This is a genomic window from Streptomyces sp. ME19-01-6 (assembly GCF_033793745.1).
In the GTDB taxonomy this organism is placed as follows: Bacteria; Actinomycetota; Actinomycetes; order Streptomycetales; family Streptomycetaceae; genus Streptomyces.
Genome location: NZ_JARAXF010000019.1, coordinates 110,555 through 125,926, shown reverse-complemented (window position 1 = coordinate 125,926; position 15,372 = coordinate 110,555). Strand labels below are relative to the sequence as shown.

Annotated in this window: 11 protein-coding genes and 1 pseudogene; 6 read left to right on the top strand and 6 right to left on the bottom strand. The window is 68.3% G+C overall.

The features are described from left to right. Nucleotides 1–6: 6 nt before the first annotated feature. Genes PV419_RS33365 through PV419_RS33350 form a run of 4 tightly spaced genes read left to right on the top strand, consistent with a single transcriptional unit; the run spans nt 7 to nt 4,569 of the window. Nucleotides 7–795 carry an ABC transporter permease gene (locus PV419_RS33365; RefSeq protein WP_319695323.1) on the top strand — a complete coding sequence of 263 codons (789 nt, stop codon included), beginning with the start codon at nt 7–9 and terminating at the stop codon, nt 793–795. Nucleotides 796–851: 56 nt separating this feature from the next. Continuing rightward, nucleotides 852–2,309, top strand: a complete 1,458-nt coding sequence (ahcY, locus tag PV419_RS33360; protein WP_319695321.1) for an adenosylhomocysteinase — start codon at nt 852–854, stop codon at nt 2,307–2,309. Nucleotides 2,310–2,340: 31 nt separating this feature from the next. After that, nucleotides 2,341–3,294 (top strand): cupin domain-containing protein, encoded by a 954-nt coding sequence (locus tag PV419_RS33355; RefSeq protein ID WP_319695320.1) that lies wholly within the window; start codon nt 2,341–2,343, stop codon nt 3,292–3,294. Between the two features lie 12 nt (nt 3,295–3,306). After that, a complete protein-coding gene (locus PV419_RS33350; protein WP_319695318.1) occupies nt 3,307–4,569 on the top strand; it encodes an aminotransferase class III-fold pyridoxal phosphate-dependent enzyme in 1,263 nt (420 codons plus the stop codon). 141 nt (nt 4,570–4,710) lie between these two features. Here PV419_RS33350 and PV419_RS33345 read toward each other — a convergent pair whose 3' ends face one another. Then, nucleotides 4,711–5,463: an integrase core domain-containing protein gene (locus PV419_RS33345; protein ID WP_415925431.1), complete on the bottom strand. Its 753-nt coding sequence runs from the start codon at nt 5,461–5,463 to the stop codon at nt 4,711–4,713. A 637-nt stretch (nt 5,464–6,100) separates the two neighbouring features. On the opposite strand from PV419_RS33345, the pseudogene PV419_RS33340 reads away from it, so the two are divergent. Together PV419_RS33340 and PV419_RS33335 are read left to right on the top strand one after the other, a co-directional pair. Next, nucleotides 6,101–6,397, top strand: a pseudogene (locus tag PV419_RS33340) (transposase); the annotation flags it as partial. A 131-nt stretch (nt 6,398–6,528) separates the two neighbouring features. Then, complete coding sequence (locus tag PV419_RS33335) at nt 6,529–7,008, top strand: integrase core domain-containing protein (protein ID WP_319695314.1); 480 nt, start codon at nt 6,529–6,531, stop codon at nt 7,006–7,008. 1,150 nt (nt 7,009–8,158) lie between these two features. Here the strand turns inward: PV419_RS33335 and PV419_RS33330 are convergent. The 5 genes from PV419_RS33330 to PV419_RS33310 all read right to left on the bottom strand — a co-directional run bounded on the left by PV419_RS33330 (nt 8,159) and on the right by PV419_RS33310 (nt 15,365). Continuing rightward, nucleotides 8,159–9,670: a cellulase family glycosylhydrolase gene (locus PV419_RS33330; protein WP_319695313.1), complete on the bottom strand. Its 1,512-nt coding sequence runs from the start codon at nt 9,668–9,670 to the stop codon at nt 8,159–8,161. A 90-nt stretch (nt 9,671–9,760) separates the two neighbouring features. Further along, the gene (gene uidA / locus PV419_RS33325; protein ID WP_319695311.1) at nt 9,761–11,554 is read right to left on the bottom strand and encodes a beta-glucuronidase; all 1,794 of its coding nucleotides are present in this window, start codon (nt 11,552–11,554) and stop codon (nt 9,761–9,763) included. Nucleotides 11,555–11,713: 159 nt separating this feature from the next. After that, nucleotides 11,714–12,625 carry an ATP-binding cassette domain-containing protein gene (locus tag PV419_RS33320; protein WP_319695310.1) on the bottom strand — a complete coding sequence of 304 codons (912 nt, stop codon included), beginning with the start codon at nt 12,623–12,625 and terminating at the stop codon, nt 11,714–11,716. Further along, nucleotides 12,622–14,427, bottom strand: coding sequence for a dipeptide/oligopeptide/nickel ABC transporter permease/ATP-binding protein (locus PV419_RS33315; RefSeq protein ID WP_319695309.1), 1,806 nt, complete (start codon nt 14,425–14,427; stop codon nt 12,622–12,624). The genes PV419_RS33320 and PV419_RS33315 overlap by 4 nt, the downstream gene beginning before the upstream one ends. After that, nucleotides 14,424–15,365 carry an ABC transporter permease gene (locus PV419_RS33310; protein ID WP_319695308.1) on the bottom strand — a complete coding sequence of 314 codons (942 nt, stop codon included), beginning with the start codon at nt 15,363–15,365 and terminating at the stop codon, nt 14,424–14,426. Before PV419_RS33310 ends, PV419_RS33315 begins: the two co-directional genes overlap by 4 nt. Nucleotides 15,366–15,372 lie beyond the last annotated feature (7 nt).

The window sequence follows — 15,372 nt, the reverse complement described above, 5'->3', positions numbered from 1 at the left end:
GCAGTCGTGCAGTCCGTACTCATCATCAGGAGCAGTGCGGCCAACGCGTTCGCCGACATGCGGGCGATCTACTCATGGCGTCTGTGGGTGTTCGGCTGGCTGGGCCGCATGCTCGCCCAGGTCACGTTCTTCACGTTCCTCGGCCGGGCCGTCGGCGATGACGAGCGCACCGCCTACCTGGTGGTCGGCAACGCCGTCATGACCTGCGTGCTCGAATGCGTGCAGGTCGTGGCCTCCACCGGGTGGGAGCGCATCTCCGGCACGCTCATCCTCCTGGCCGCGGCACCGGCGAGACCGGTGTGGGTCTTCTTCGGCAGGAGCCTGCAGTGGCCCGTGAGCGGAAGCGCTACTTCCCTTGTCGCCCTATTCGCCCTCGGTCCGGCTTTCGGCATCACCTGGCGTCCCCATCACATACTGCCGGTGGCCGCGCTCGTCGTCCTTACCGCCTTTACCACTTACTGCCTCGGCCTCTTCCTCGCCGCGCTGGTCCTCAACGCCAACGGTCTGCGCAACATCGTCTCCAGTGCGGCCTACTTCGTCATGATGGCCGTCTGCGGGGTCCAGGTGCCGGTGGACCATTGGCCCTTGCCCGTACGCACGGCCGCCGCCCTGCTCCCCCTCACCCACAGCCTCGCGGCCATCCGGCTGGTCGAGGCCGACGCGGGAGCCTTCCCGATCGCCGCGGCTGCCGGAAAGGCACTGCTCTGCGGGGCGGTATGGCTTGCCGCCGCATACCTGGTCTTCGAGTCCTTCATGGACCGCGGACGCCGCACAGGGAACTCCGACTACTTCTGACCGATCGCACGGCGGCACGCCCGCCGTGAGCACACTCCTTTGAGGAAGGCCGGCTGATGAACACCCCGCACACCGACGTTCGCCCAACCGCCCGCGTGAGCGCGGAGAGGGACTTCGCGATAGCTGACGTGTCCCTCGCCGCTGAGGGCCGCCGCGCCATCGGGCTGGCCGAGCACGAGATGCCGGGCCTCATGGCCATCCGCGAGGAATACAGTCCGCACCAGCCGCTCGCGGGCACCCGCATCAGCGGCTTCCTGCACATGACGGTACAGACAGCCGTGCTGATCGAGACCCTGACCGCCCTGGGCGCGCAGGTGCGCTGGGCCGGCTCCAACCAGGTCTCGACCCAGGACGAAGCCGCCGCCGCGGTCGCCGCCGGCCCCGACGGCGACCGCGGGGTCCCGGTCTTCGCCTGGAAGGGGCAGACCCGGCAGGACCTGTGGGCGTGCGCGCGCCGTGCCCTGTCCTGGCCCGGCCGCCGGGGTCCCCATCTGCTGCTGGACGACGGGGCGGGGCTGACCCTCCTCATCCACCACGGTGTCGCCTTCGAAACGGGACAGGGCCCCGTCCTCGGGGCGTACGGCCTTGACCCGGAGGCACTGCGGGAGATCGAGCGGGCCGTGGCGGAGGAGCCGGGCTACTGGCGCACCGTCGCCGCTGGAGTCGAGGGTGTGAGCGAGGAGACCACCACCGGTGCCCGTCACCTGCACCGTCTCGAGAACGTGGGAGCACTGCTGTTTCCCGCCATCAGCGTCAACGACTCGGTGACCAAGTCGAAGTTCGACAACCGGTACGGCTGCCGCCACTCGCTGATCGACGGACTCAACCGAGCCACCGACGCGCTCATCGGCGGCAAGCGAGCCGTCGTCTGCGGGTACGGTGACGTGGGCAAGGGCTGCGCCGAGGCGCTACGGGCCCAGGGCGCCCGGGTCACCGTCACCGAGATCGACCCGATCTGCGCCCTCCAGGCGACCATGGACGGCTACGACGTCACCACGCTCGACCAGGTGGTGGAGCAGGCCGACCTCTTCGTCACCACCACAGGCGTCCCCAACGTCATCACCAGCGACCACATGGCCCGGATGAAGCACCAGTCGATCGTCGGCAACATGGGCCACTTCGACGCTGAGATCGACGTACTCGGACTCACGCAACGCCCCGGCGTGACCAAGGTGCCCGTAAAACCGCAGGTCGATGAGTGGGTCTTCCCTGACGGGCACTCGATCGTCCTGCTGTCCGAGGGGCGGCCGCTCAACCTGGGCAACGCCACCGGGCACCCCAGTTTCGTGATGTCGAGCTCCTTCGCCAACCAGGTCCTCGCCCAGATCGAACTGCACACCGGCGACCGGGCCCGCACCATGGTGACCACGCTGCCAAAGATCCTCGACGAAAAGGTCGCCCGCCTGCACCTGACAGCCCTCGGAGTGGAACTGACGACCCTCACTCAGGAACAGTCCGTGGACCAGGGCATACCGGTCGGCGGCCCGTACAAGCCCGAGCACTACCGGTACTGAAGCGGACCTGCGGAACCACCAGGGGACGGCGATGACCGCGCGTACGGACCAGTTGAGACAACAGCTGACCCTTACCGACAGCAGGGAAGGAGCCTGGACCGGGGAACGACACAACTCACTAGTACCCGGGGAATCCACGGCCCGCCCTGTGCTGAGCTGGCGCACCCGGCTGCTCGAACCCGGGGTACGCATGCCGTGGCGGCGCAGTCCGTCGGACACTGTGCTGTTCTTCCACGAGGGCGCCCCACTGAGCGTACGGCTCAAGGGTACGCACGGTGATGGTCCCGCCGTCCTGGGCGGCGCCCCGCACGCCGGCCACGTCCTGCAGCACACCATTCCCGCGGGCACCTGGCACTCCCTCATCGCACAGGAACCGCGGTACGCCCTGTGGAGCGAGGCGTCCGTGCCGGGCACCGCGCCGTGGGAACTCGCGCCCGATGGGCCCGGCCCCGCGTCGGACACGCTGACCGGTGCACAACCCTCGCCGACCTGGTCGGCAGGGAAATCCGGCCACACCGCCGAACTGCTCGGCCTCGTCAGCCATGTGGAGGGCGGCTACTACCGGCAGCTGTACCAGTCGTCGCGGCTCCTGGAAACCCCCCGGGGAACCCGTGCCCTGGCGAACACCATCCACTACCTGCTGGACCACTCTTCACCGGTCGGACACTTGCACAGCAACGTCTCCGACATCACCCACTTCCTGCACCTCGGCGGGCCCATCCACTATCTGATGCTCTCCCCGGACGGGATCCTCCACGAGCGCGTGCTGGGGCGGGAGGCGGAGCACGGGCAGGTGCCCGCCTTCACCTGCCCCGGAGGATGGTGGAAAACCAGCTTCCTGCCGCCCGGCGTCGATGAGGGCCTGATCAGCGAGATCGTCGCGCCGGGCTTCGACTTCACCGACCAGCGGCTCGCCCGCGCCGATGAGATCGCCGTGGACTTCCCCCGCCACGCACGCCGCCTGGAACCGTACACGCACCCGTGAGCAAGGAGCACCATGCGGAATCGCCCCACCAAAAGTCTGACCCGTTCGCAGGCCCTGCTGCACCGAGCTCGGCGCGTGGTCCCCGGAGGTGTGTGGGGACACAACAAGTACCCCGCCGCCTATGCCCCGGACTCTTATCCATGGTTCGCCGACCGGGGGGACGGCGCGCGCCTGCTGGACGTGGACGGCAACTGGTACAACGACTTCCTGTGCGGCTATGGATCGATGATCAACGGCTACGGGCGCAAGGAGGTCGACGCCCCCGCGCTGGACCGGGCCGGGCGCGGCACCACGCTGACGGCCGCGACCAAGAGTTCGGTCGAACTCGCGGAGACCCTTGTGGACCTGGTCGACGGTGCGGCGTGGGCGGCGTGGGGAACCAGCGGCTCCGACGCCACCTGGACGGCCCTGCTCCTGGCCCGCGCCCACACCCGCCGGGACATGGTTGCCTGCATGGCGGGCGCCTACCACGGGTCTCACGCCTGGTGCGGGTGGTGCAACCCCTCCGAAGGCCGCCTTCCCAGCGACACGGACACGGTGCGGACCATTCCCTGGAACGACCTTGGAGCGTTGGACGACCTGTTCTCCGCTCACGGTCCACGCCTCGCCGCCGTCACAATCACACCGTTCCACCACCCCATTCCCGGAGTCTCCGAGCTTCCTGACCCGACGTGGTTATCGGCCCTGCGAGCCCACTGCGACCAGTGGGGAACGCTGCTCATATCCGACGACGTACGGGCCGGCTTCCGCCTGGATCTCCGCGGATCACACGTGGCTCTGGGGTTCTCCCCCGATCTCGTCTGCTTCTCCAAAGCGCTGGGCAACGGCTGGCCGATCGCGGCGGTGGTCGGCCGGGATGAGCTGCGCCCGACAGCCGACTCCGTCTTTCTCGCAGGCACTTTTTGGAACACCGGCGCTCCCATGGCCGCCGCCGTGGCCAACCTGGACCTGCTGCGCCGTGAGGACGGCACGAAGCGCATGAGGGAAACGGGAAGTGCCTTCGCCGAGGGGCTGCTGCGCCTGGCCGAGCGCCACGGGGTGCCGCTGCGGGTGAGCGGGCCGCCTGCGATCCCGACCGTGACGGTCGACGGAGACACCGAGTACACGTGGATGAGCCGGTTCGCCGTCCACCTTGCTGCTGAGGGCACGCTGATCCATCCGATGCACAACTGGTTTGTGTCCACTGCGCACGACAGCGAGGTCGTGGAGGAGAGCCTGACTCACATGGATGCGGCGATGGCCCGCACCCAGGAGGAGACAGCGTGCGGCCAGTAGACTGTCGCGGCTAATGTTTGGGATAGAGTTGGGTGTTTCGGCGATGTTGAGCCATGACCCGTGCTTGGGCGTGTAGTGGATCTCGAGGCGTTGGGCCATCACCAGCACCACGTGTGAGGCTCGAATAATCGTCACTCCTGGTCAAGCGGCGTATCTGTACTCGTTGATCACGCCGCCGAGGATGCGGGTGCGCAGGATTCTACGGCTGGCCGGTTCCAGGATCGGAGGTGGTTGTCCGTGAGCTTGGGGAGGTAGTTGGCATCGGGCTCGGTGGGGGCGGTGCGCGTTGTAGTGCCTCTGGTATGTGGCCAGGACCTGGCGCGCGTGAGCTTCGCCGAGGATGAGTATGTGGTCCAGGACTTCTCGGCGGAGGGTGCCGACCACGCGTTCGCAGTGGGCGTTGGCCTTCGGTGCGCGGACCGGTGTCTTGATGATCTCGATGTCCTCGGCCCGGAACACGGCGTCAAAGGCGTCGGTGTACTTGCTGTCGCGGTCTCGGATGAGGAAGCGCAGCGAGTCCATGCGTATGCCGAGGTCGGTGGCGAGGTTGCGGGCCTGCTGGGTGGTCCAGGCCGCGGTCGGGTGTGCGGTGACGCCGGTGATGTGCAGGCGCCGGGTGCGGTGCTCGAGGAAGATCAGAGCGTAGAGACGTTGCAGGCTGATGGTGTCGATGTGGAGGAAGTCGCAGGCGATCAGACCGGTCGCCTGCGTTGAGAGAAACTCGCGCCAGGTTGGGCCAGTGTGGCGGGGTGCGGGATCGATGCCTGCGGTGTGGAGTATCTGCCAGACGGTCGAGGCGGCGATCGGGTGTCCGAGCCGGGCCAGTTCACCCTGGATCCGGCGATGGCCCCATCGGCTGTTCTCGCGGGCAAGGCGCAGCACGAGCTTCTTGATGGCAGCCTGCGTGGGCGGCCGTCCGGGACCTCGGCGTCGTCGGGAGTAGGTCCCATCGGCGGGCGACGAGCCTGCGGTGCCAGGCCAGCAGCGTGCTCGGTGTGATCGGGAAGACCTTGGCCCAGCGGCGGCGGGGGATCAGCGAGGACAGGGAGGCGAACCCGAGACGGTCCGCAGGCTCGTACCGTACCCGCCCCCGCAGCTGGCGTCGTAGCACGGCGTTTTCGTGCCGCAGGACGAGAAGCTCAGCCTCCTTCGAGGTGTCCCGCTTAGGAGCACTGCTGGGACAGAGAGAAGACATCGAGTCATCCGGTAGAGAAGCGACACGACCATCCAACCAGGATCGCAGTACTACGCGGAGGCCGTGACCTTTTGACCAGCAGCGATGAATAACCGAGCCCCACACCATCCCCGCGGGCGCGGGGAGCAGCGGCCACCCGTGCACCTCGTAGCGCTTCAAAACTGCTTCAACGCTGCTGACCTGGGCATTGACCCCGCGGTCGGGCATGATCCGTCATTGTGCTCGTACAGCTGACCTACCTACTCGCCACACGAATCTTCGCGTGGCTCGCTCTGCTGTGCCGGTCTACCGCGGCCAAGAACGCCGAAATACTCATCCTGCGCCACGAGGTTCACCGTGCTGCGCCGACAGGTGCCCACCCCGAAGCCCAACTGGCCGGACCGGGCGCTGCTCGCCGCACTCGCCCGGCTCCTCCCCCACACCCTCCGCGGCAACCGACTCGTCTCGCCGCGCACTCTGCTCGCCTGGCACCGGCGCCTGCTGAAGAAGAAGTGGACCCAGCCGCCTCCCCCAGGACGGCCACCAATATCCGAAGAAGTCCGCGACCTGGTCATCCGGCTCGGCGCCGAGAACCCACGGTGGGGCTTCCGCCGCGTACACGGCGAGCTACGCCGCCTCGGCCACATCATCAGCACAGCCACCGTCCGCCGTATCCTGCGCGCCGCCGGCCTCAACTCAAGGCAACGCCGACAGACGGCGCGCAGAGAGTGGACGGAATTCCTCAAGGCCCAGGCAAACGGCCTCCTGGCCACGCCCTGTTCGCCATGGAGGTCCGCACTCGCACCGTCCACATCCTCGGTGTCACCGCCCACCCCACCGCCACCTGGACCGCCCAGCAAGCCCGACAGCTGCTCTGGCAACTCGGCAACCGCACCACAAACTTCACCCACCTCATCCGCGACCGGGACCGGAAATGCACAGCAACTTTCGACGCCGTGTTCGCCAGCGAGGGCACCAACGTGGCCAAGACCCCTCCCCGCAGCCCCAACTGCAATCCGCATGCCGAGCGGTTCGTACGCTCCGTCCGCGAGGAATGCACCGACCGAGTGCTGATCTTTGGCAGAGGCCACGCGGAGCAACTCCTTCACGACTACGCCCGTCACTTCAACAGCCATCGGCCCCACCAAGGCCGAAACCAGCTCGCACCCTTCGACGACCCGAACGTCATACCGCTACCGACAACTCGGATCGAACGCAGACAGGCTGTCACAGGCCTCATCAACGAATACCACCGAGCAAGCTGACCACCCAACGAAACCCCAGCTCACGACCGGTGAAGCTGTTTTGAAGCGCTACGGCCGGAATCGGCTGCGAAGCGGATGACCGTACGCCGCTCGCCCGTGATGACCCGCAGCACGCGAAACGGCCGGGTGGTATAGGTGGTGGGGGTGTTCCAGCAGGGCCCGCAGGACCTGACCGTCGAGAAACGCCTGATCACCTCGGGCGGAGGGGATAAGCGGGCTTCCTGACGGAAGTCGATTGATGCGTTCCTTCGCACCGGCCCAGGATTCCCCCGTGTAGCGCCGACACAGATCGATCACGTCGCTCTTAGGCACGACAGACTCCTTCGGTGCTGCCGGACTCCAGCACGGGAAAGAGTTACTGCCTGCGAAAACGATGGCCTTGCACGGTATAGCGGTACTTCGAGGGCACCTGGGGCTTTCGACACGCCGCGCCATCAGTCCGGACAGGCGCACGCCAAGGGTCCCTCAAACCCAGATCGAACCTAGTGAGCCGGAGCGAACGAGCAAGCGCCCCTCTCTCTCGGCGTCGGTCGAACTCTGACCCTTTGACGGAAGCACAAGGCCGATCACCTCGGATGATCGGCCTTGCGTACGTACATGCAAGAAGAGGCAGGCACCGAGGCCTATCTGAGGGTGACCACGGGATCAAACGCCCGGTGAACCCGCCGGCTACTTCGGTGGAGAGGTAGCGTCCGTCCAGGCGTCCGAGGACATCGGTGCGGCTTTCATGACCGATGCCCAGCTCGATGTCGTCCGGCCCGTTCCAGGTCGGCTGCGTGGAACGGATGCGGTGGTCGGCGATGGTGACTGACGATGACCTATGCGCCGTTCTCGCCGTGGGCCTGCGCCGAGATGGTGAGCGTGTCCAGGGCAGTATCCGACATGGTGTGTTCGCCGCCGTTGGGGTGGACCGCTGCGGCGTCGCTGTCGGGGATGTGCCACGCGCCGTTGTGCTGGAGACCTACGCCTGCGCAATTCCGCGCGTGGGGCGTCGAACCCGGGCAAGGCGACAGCGGGCCCGGGTCCGGCAACACCGGCTGGCATCCGGGTCGGCCGAAGATCCACAGGGCCTCGCTTCCCTGCGGTGTGGATACGGTGATCCATTGGCCGGAGCGGGGCCCTGATGTCGTCTCGAGACGATCCTCGTTCGTCAGGAGCGTTCGAGGAGAATCAGGTGGATCGCGTTGGGCGGGAGGTCAACCGTCTCGGTGTAGGTTTTGCCCAACCTGACGATCCTCTCCTTGACCAGTTGGAGACTGGCCTTGGCCGGGTCACCGAAGTAGTTGCTTGCCGTCTGGTCGATCCGGTATACGCGCTCGCGGACCGGGCCGTGCCGGAGCTGCGACGGTATCCGGGACATGGTGATGGTGGCCCGGTAGCTGCGGTCGCCCACGTGCTGCCAGTTCCAGACCATCAGCGACGCGCCCGAGCGGTCCTTCGAGGCCATCGCGTAGAGGCCGTTGTCCCCCTCAAGGGCGGCTTCCGCGACGGCGGACACCCGGGTGTCCTTCATCTTGGACTGCATCAGCATCATGTTCCCGTAAGGGGTGAAGGTGTCCTTCAGCGGCCCGTTCGGGGTGCGGGTCACCAGCTGGTCCTTGCGTTCCTCGACCCGGTGCCGGACGTTCCAGTTGAACAGCTGGGTGCCGGGCTGGTTCGCGTACAAGTAGCCGTAGGTGGCCATGGCGGCCGCCTGCCGGATGTAGTCCTTCCTCGGGCCGGTGTCGTCGAAGCTCGGCCCGGGGTAGATGCCCGTTTCGGTGATGAAGGCGGGGAGATGCTGGTCGAGTCGGCGCTCCTTCAGCCACCCTTGGAGGATCTTCCGCTGGGACGCCACCACCCGGAGGTCGTCCTTGTAGGGCTTCGCCACCTGGTAGTCGTCGTCCCATTCGAGGTAGGAGTGGTACGAGAGGAAGTCCAGGCGCTTGCGCGGGTTCCGGTCGGCCGCGTACGCGTCGAGGAAGGGCTTCACCCACTTGGGGTCCATCAGGGACAAGCTCGGCCCGCCGACCTTGATCCGGTCCGCAGGCCGCAGCTTCTTGTTGACCTTGTCGACGGCCTCGTAGAACGGCGCGTAGTAGCGGTACAGACCGTCGGGCTGCAGTGTCGTCTCCTCAGCGGGGTGTCCGTCGTGGCGCTGTTCTCCGTGGAACTGCCAGTCCGGTTCGTTGAACGCTTCGATGTACGTGACGCGTGGATACTTCTCCTTCAGGCTGCGGATGATCAGCTCCAGCATCGGAGCGAGGTCCTTCCACGGCCTCTTGCCCTCGACGAAGGCCGTGGGGTTGACGTTCACCAGCAGCTCGTCGGACACGGTGCTCGCGTCGGTGAGGTAGCCGTCCAGTATGGACAGGTCGCAGGACTGCGTCTCCAGGTGGCACAGGTTGAAGACGTTGCTCTCGGCAGGCGCCTTCGGGCTGCTGACCCACACGCGGTAGATCTGACCGTGCAGTCCCTGTCTGTTGAGGAACGCCACGTCGTCGGCGCGCTGCTGGGGCCATGAGTTGAGGCTGCCGAAGTTGTTGTGTGCCTCGGGCCGCGGCAGCGGGCCTTGCGTCGAACCGAAGTCGACCGCGACGCCGGCGGGCGGCTCAGACGTCCTTGCCAGAGCCGCGCCGGAGTGCGAGGAGATGACGAGGACCGCCGCGGCACCTCCTGCCAACAGCACTCGTTTCGCGGGGTGTCTCGTAGGTAAGAGCACTGGGAAAGCCTCGCTTCCAACAGTCGTGGGAATCGGTGTGCGGTGAGCCGGTCAGGCGTCGGTCGACGGCTTGCGGCCGGACAGCGGGGTCCAACGCGCCCGCAGGGCGTGAGCGGCGGCCTTGGGACGGCGCTCACGGGTGAAGACACCCTTGCGGTTGCCGTCGACGCGGTGGATGCCGGGGGAGGTCTGGAAGTCGGCGAAGTTCCACACGTGTTCGCCCACGACGGCCTCGCAGCGGTCGAAGGCGCGGTGGTTCGCCGCCAGGTAAGCCACCTGGTACTCCTCCGTCCACGGCTGGTCCCAGACCGAGTGCAGACCCGGCAGCGTGTCGGCGCCGTACTCGGTCATCAGGACCGGCTTGCCGAGCTTGTCGACCCAGGCCCGCAGCTCCGCGTCCATGAGCGCCTCCGCGGTGGTGAGGTCACCGTTGGCGAGGTACCAGCCGTAGTACCGGTTGAGGCAGACGACGTCGAACAGGTCGGCGATACGGTCGTTCTCGTGCGTGGTGAGAAGGGACGCCGTGCTGCAGACGGGACGGGTCGGATCGAGCTTGCGGGTGAGTTCGACCAGCGGCTCGAAGTATTCGCGCGCACCGTCCTCGTGGGTGGACGGCTCGTTGGCGACGCACCACATGACCACGCTGGGGTGGTTCTTGTCGCGGCCGATCAGCTCCCGGAGGGCTCGGGCGTGCGCCGCGCGCGTGTCGTCGTTGAGGGTGTCCTCCGAGTAGGTCGGCGGGTGCGGGCGGCCCGTCAGCCCTCCCTGGACGGCGAGGTTCAGGCCGACGGCGGCGGTTTCGTCGATGACGACGATCCCGTGCCGGTCGGCGAAGTCCAGCACCTCCTCGGCGTAGGGATAGTGCGTCGTGCGGAAGGAGTTGGCGCCCATCCACTCCATGAGCTGGAAGTCGTGCACCAGGTAGGCGCCGTCGTGCCCCTTGCCTCGCACGGGAGTGTCCTCGTGCTTGCCGAAGCCCGTGAAGTAGAAGGGCTCGCCGTTGATGAGGAACCGGGTGCCTCGGACCTCGACGGTGCGCACGCCGAACGACTGGGGATACGTGTCCCGTACCTCCGCACCGTCCACGATCTCGGCGACCAGGTCGTACAGGTACGCGGCGCCCGGCCGCCACGGTGTCACGTCCTCGATGCGCAGCGTCCCGCTCGCGCCCTCCCCCACGGCCACCTCGGCCCCTTCGGCGTCCAGGATCCTGACGCGCACGGCGGCGGGTTCGCTGGTCTCTATCTCGTACTGCACCGTCGCGGTCGTCGAGTCGAGCCCGGTGACGACGGTGATGTCCTGGATGTGGGCCGGTGGCACGCTGTGCAGCCACACCGAGCGGGCGAGGCCGGCGTAGTTGTAGAAGTCGTGGTGGTACTTCTGCTGACGGCGGCCGTCCTCGGTGACGGTGATCGTGCCGGGGGGAATCGTCACGTTGGTGAGTTCGTTGTTGACGCCGATCGTCAGACGGAACTCCTGCCCCGCGGTGACGCGTTCGGTGATGTCGGCCTCGAACGGCGTGTATCCGCCGACGTGTTCGGCGACCAGCACGTCATCGACGTACACCCTGCCCTCGTGCGTGGCGGCGTCCAGGCGCAGCAGCACCCGGTCGCCCGACCAGCCCCGGGGCACACGGACCCTGCGCTGGTACCAGACCCAGCCGACGTGCTCGCGGATCGCGCTGTCGGTGAACAGGTCGTTGTAGCTGGCGGGCACGGCGGCCTCGAGGCGGGTGTCGAGCGGTCCGGCCCAGGGGCGTTCGCCCACGGCCGTGTCGACGGCGAAGTCCCACAGGCCGTCGAGGCGGACCAGTTCACGGGTGGCGGTGGCGAGGGGCTTCAGCATGGGTCTCCGAGTTCCTGTTCCGAGGTGTGGGGCCGCCGGGTGGCGGCATGGCCGTCCGGGTGGCGGTCGGGCCCGCGTCGGTCGCGAGCGCGTCCGCTCGCCGCGGCGACGGCCGGCGTCACCGTCGGGCTCTCCGGCGGGTCCGCGGTGCGCACGGGTTCAGGCGTCGCTGTCGGTGTCGTTCCACTCCTCCGGTGCGGCTGCGCCGCGGCGAGGGATCCGCGCCCCGGAGAGGTCCGCCCGCTCGCGCGCCAGGAGCCGGTGGCGTCGCTCCCGGCGCTCGCGCTGCTGGACCGGATCGGGGACGGGCGCCGCGAGCACCAGCCGCTGTGTGTAGGGGTGTCGGGGCCGGGAGGTGACCTGGCCGGCGGTTCCGGTCTCGACGATCTCACCGCCGCGCATGACGCACACGCGGTGGCTGACGTGCCGGATGACGGCCAGGTCGTGCGAGATGAACAGGTAGGTGACCGAGGTGCGTCGCTGGATGTCGACGAACAGGTCCAGCACGCGGGCCTGGGTCGTCAGGTCGAGGGCGGAGACGGGTTCGTCGCAGACGATCAGGTGCGGCTCGGGCGCGAGGGCGCGGGCGATCGCCACCCGCTGCCGTTGTCCGCCACTGAACTCGCGTGGCAGCCGCCGGGCCGCGTCCCCGGGCAGCCCCACCTGATCCAGCAACTCCGCAACGCGGGCCCGTGCTTCGCGCGCCGTGGCACCGTGTGCCGTCAGCGGCTCGCTGAGGATGTCGCCGACGGCCAGGGCGGGGTTGAGTGAGCTGTACGGGTCCTGGAAGACGACTTGGATGTCCCGGGCGAGCGCGCGGCGTTCCTTGCGGGAGGAGTGGGTGATGTCCCGGCCCTGGAACCGGACGTGCCCGCCGCTGGGTTTCACGAGTCCTAGGACGGCCCGCCCGAGGGTCGTCTTCCCGGAGCCGGACTCGCCGACGATCCCGAGGGTCTCGCCCTGGCGGGCCTGGAGGGACACTCCGTGCAGCACTTCGGTGGGGCGGGCCCTGAGGCCACGCCCGGGGTAGGTGACCCGCAGGTCGCTCAGGCCGAGCAGCGGCGCGGTCATCGCACCTCCTTCAGCGGGAGCTCGTCGGCGATGCCGGGCGGGTCGGTGCGCGGTGCGTGCTCGTCGAGGATCGCGTCGAGCAGCGTGCGGGTGTACGGGTGCTCGGGTGCCCGGAAGAGGTCGAGCACGTCTCCGGTCTCGACGATCCGGCCCTGCCGCATGACGGCGACGCGGTCGCAACTGTCGGCGACGACACCGAAGTTGTGGGTCACGAGCAGGAGCGCCATGTTCAGTTCCTCGCGCAGATCGCGCAGCAGGTCGAGGATCTCCGCCTGGACAGTCACGTCCAGGGCGGTGGTCGGCTCGTCGGCGATAAGCAGCGACGGCCGGCTCGCGACGGCGCCCGCGATGAGGACCCGCTGCGCCATACCGCCGGACAGCTGGTGCGGGTAGGAGGCGAACACCCACCGGGGGTCGGCGATGCCGACGCGGCCGAGGAGGGCGAGCGCGCGTTCGCGGGCCTCACGCCGGGGCGTCGGCGTCGCCGCGCGTATCCCCTCGACGAGCTGGGAGCCCACGGTGGCGGACGGGTCGAGGTTCGCCATCGGTTCCTGGGGGACGTACGCGATGGCCCTGCCGCGTATGCCGGACAGTTCGCGCTCGCCCAGGCCCAGGAGTTCGCGCCCGTCGAGGCGGACCGAGCCGCGGGTGACGACCGCCTCGGCGGGCAGTACGCCGAGGATCGCGAACGCGGTCTGCGTCTTGCCCGACCCCGACTCGCCGACGAGCCCCAGTGTCTCCCCCGCCCTGAGGCTGAGGGTGACCCCGCTGACGACCTCCTTCAACCCGTCCGAGGGTGTCGGGTAGGCGAGGGCGAGGTCCTGAACGGTCAGCAGTCCCGAAGGGGCCGCCTCAGCCGCCGGTCCAGTCGTCGGCCGGCGCGAGGGCGCGGTGATCCTGGACGGCTTCGGCCGTCCGCCCTCGAGCACGTCCCGCAGCGAGTTGCCGAGCAGGACCAGACAGGCGGTGATGACCCCGAGCGCCAGGCTCGGCCACAGGAACTGAAGGGGTTCCTCGTAGAAGTTGGTGAACCCGTCGGCGATCATCGCGCCGAAACTGGGGACCGTGCTGGACCCGACCCCGAGGAAGGCGAGGCCCGACTGCACGCCGATGGACGCTCCGGCGAGAAACGCGGTGGCGATGACGACCGGACCGCGAACCGTGTAGAGGATGTGCCGCCCGAGGATGCGCCGGTCCGGCAGACCCGACACCCGGGCGGCGTCCACGTACGGCTCGTTCCTGACGCCAAGGACCAGATTGCGGACCAGACGGTAGATGCCTGGCGACAGCAGCACCCCGAAGATCATCATCGTGACGCGGTAGTCGCCCTTGGTCACCGGGAGCAGCACGATGAGCAGCAGCAGCCCCGGGAAGGTCATCACGAGGCTGAACACCCACTCCGTGACACCCCGCAGGCGCCGCTCGTAGTATCCGCCGATCAGGCCGAAGGTGACGCCGACCGCAAGGGCGATGCTGGTACCGATAAGTGCCGAGACCACGCTGGTGTTGACCGAGTGGAGGAGCCTGGCGAAGATGTCGCGGCCGCTCTTGTCCCCGCCGAGCGGATAGCCGTGGGCGCCGGCCCCAGCGTTGATCGCTTCGAGTGAGGCCTGGTTGGGGCCGTGCTCGGTGATCAGCGGGGTGAGCAGGCCCAGCGCGACGACGACCAGCAGGACGCCGGCGCTGAGGACCGCCTGCGGGTCCCGCAGCAGTCGGCGCAGGGACGCCCTGCCGCCCGCGGGGGTCTCGTCCCGGCCTCCCTGCTCGCGGGCGGGGGCGGCGTTGCTCGGTGAGGTGTTCATCGGATCCTCGCCTTCGGGTTGAGCCAGCCGTTCGCGAGGTCGACGAGGAGGTTGACGCAGACCACGAGCAGCACCGCGAAGAGCGTGATGCCCATGATGATCGGGATGTCGCCCTGGAGGGACGCGTTGAAGGCGTACGAGCCGAAGCCCGGCAGCGCGAAGACCTGCTCGATGACCAGCGCCCCACCGAACATCTGCACGAACTCAAGGGACAGCACCGTCAGTGCCGGGCCCGCGGCGTTGCGCAGGGCGTGGCGCAGCAGGATCGCGCGGGGACGGATGCCGCGTGTCCGGAGGGTGCGGACGTAGTCCTTGCGCAGTTCGTCGATCATGGCGCCGCGGACCTGGGATGTAAGACTGGCGGCTCCGGCCGCCGTCAGGGCGAGGACGGGGATGGTGATCGAAGCCGCCCAGCGGGTGGGATCCTCGCCCAGCGGCGTGTAGCCGGTCGCCGGAAACCAGTGCAGGCGCAGGGCCAGGAGCCATACGAGCCCGATGGCGATCAGCAGGTTCGGCACGAGGTGGCCGAACAAGGAGGCGCCCTGCGCGATCCGGTCGACGACTCCGCCCCGGGTGGCCGCCAGCACGCCCAACGTCACCCCGACGACGGTGGTGAGCAGGAGCGCCGCCAGCACCACGGACAGGGTGACACCAAGACGCGCGGCGATGGCCGACCGTACGGGCTCGCTGGTGAAGTAGGACAGTCCGAAGTCGCCCCGCACGGCGTGGGACAGCCAGTCCAGGTACTGCACGAGCACCGGGCGGTCGAGTCCCAGCTGCGCCTTCTGCTGCTCGATGCGGGCCGGCGTCGCGGAGCTGCCGAGGACGCTGCCGGCGATGTCGTCGAACGACGTGCTCAGCAGCAAAAACGTGATCATGGTCACCAGGACCGCCAGCACCAGTCCCGCGGTCAGGCGGCGCAGCACATGGAGGATCATGCCGAGG

Excerpts from the sequence above, each read along its gene's own strand:
- PV419_RS33355 (WP_319695320.1), top strand. The coding sequence starts at position 2,341 with ATGACCGCGCGTACGGACCAGTTGAGACAACAGCTGACCCTTACCGAC.
- uidA (WP_319695311.1), bottom strand. The coding sequence starts at position 11,554 with ATGCTGAAGCCCCTCGCCACCGCCACCCGTGAACTGGTCCGCCTCGAC.
- PV419_RS33310 (WP_319695308.1), bottom strand. The coding sequence starts at position 15,365 with ATGATCCTCCATGTGCTGCGCCGCCTGACCGCGGGACTGGTGCTGGCG.
- PV419_RS33335 (WP_319695314.1), top strand. The coding sequence starts at position 6,529 with ATGGAGGTCCGCACTCGCACCGTCCACATCCTCGGTGTCACCGCCCAC.
- ahcY (WP_319695321.1), top strand. The coding sequence starts at position 852 with ATGAACACCCCGCACACCGACGTTCGCCCAACCGCCCGCGTGAGCGCG.
- PV419_RS33315 (WP_319695309.1), bottom strand. The coding sequence starts at position 14,427 with ATGAACACCTCACCGAGCAACGCCGCCCCCGCCCGCGAGCAGGGAGGC.
- PV419_RS33350 (WP_319695318.1), top strand. The coding sequence starts at position 3,307 with ATGCGGAATCGCCCCACCAAAAGTCTGACCCGTTCGCAGGCCCTGCTG.
- PV419_RS33320 (WP_319695310.1), bottom strand. The coding sequence starts at position 12,625 with ATGACCGCGCCGCTGCTCGGCCTGAGCGACCTGCGGGTCACCTACCCC.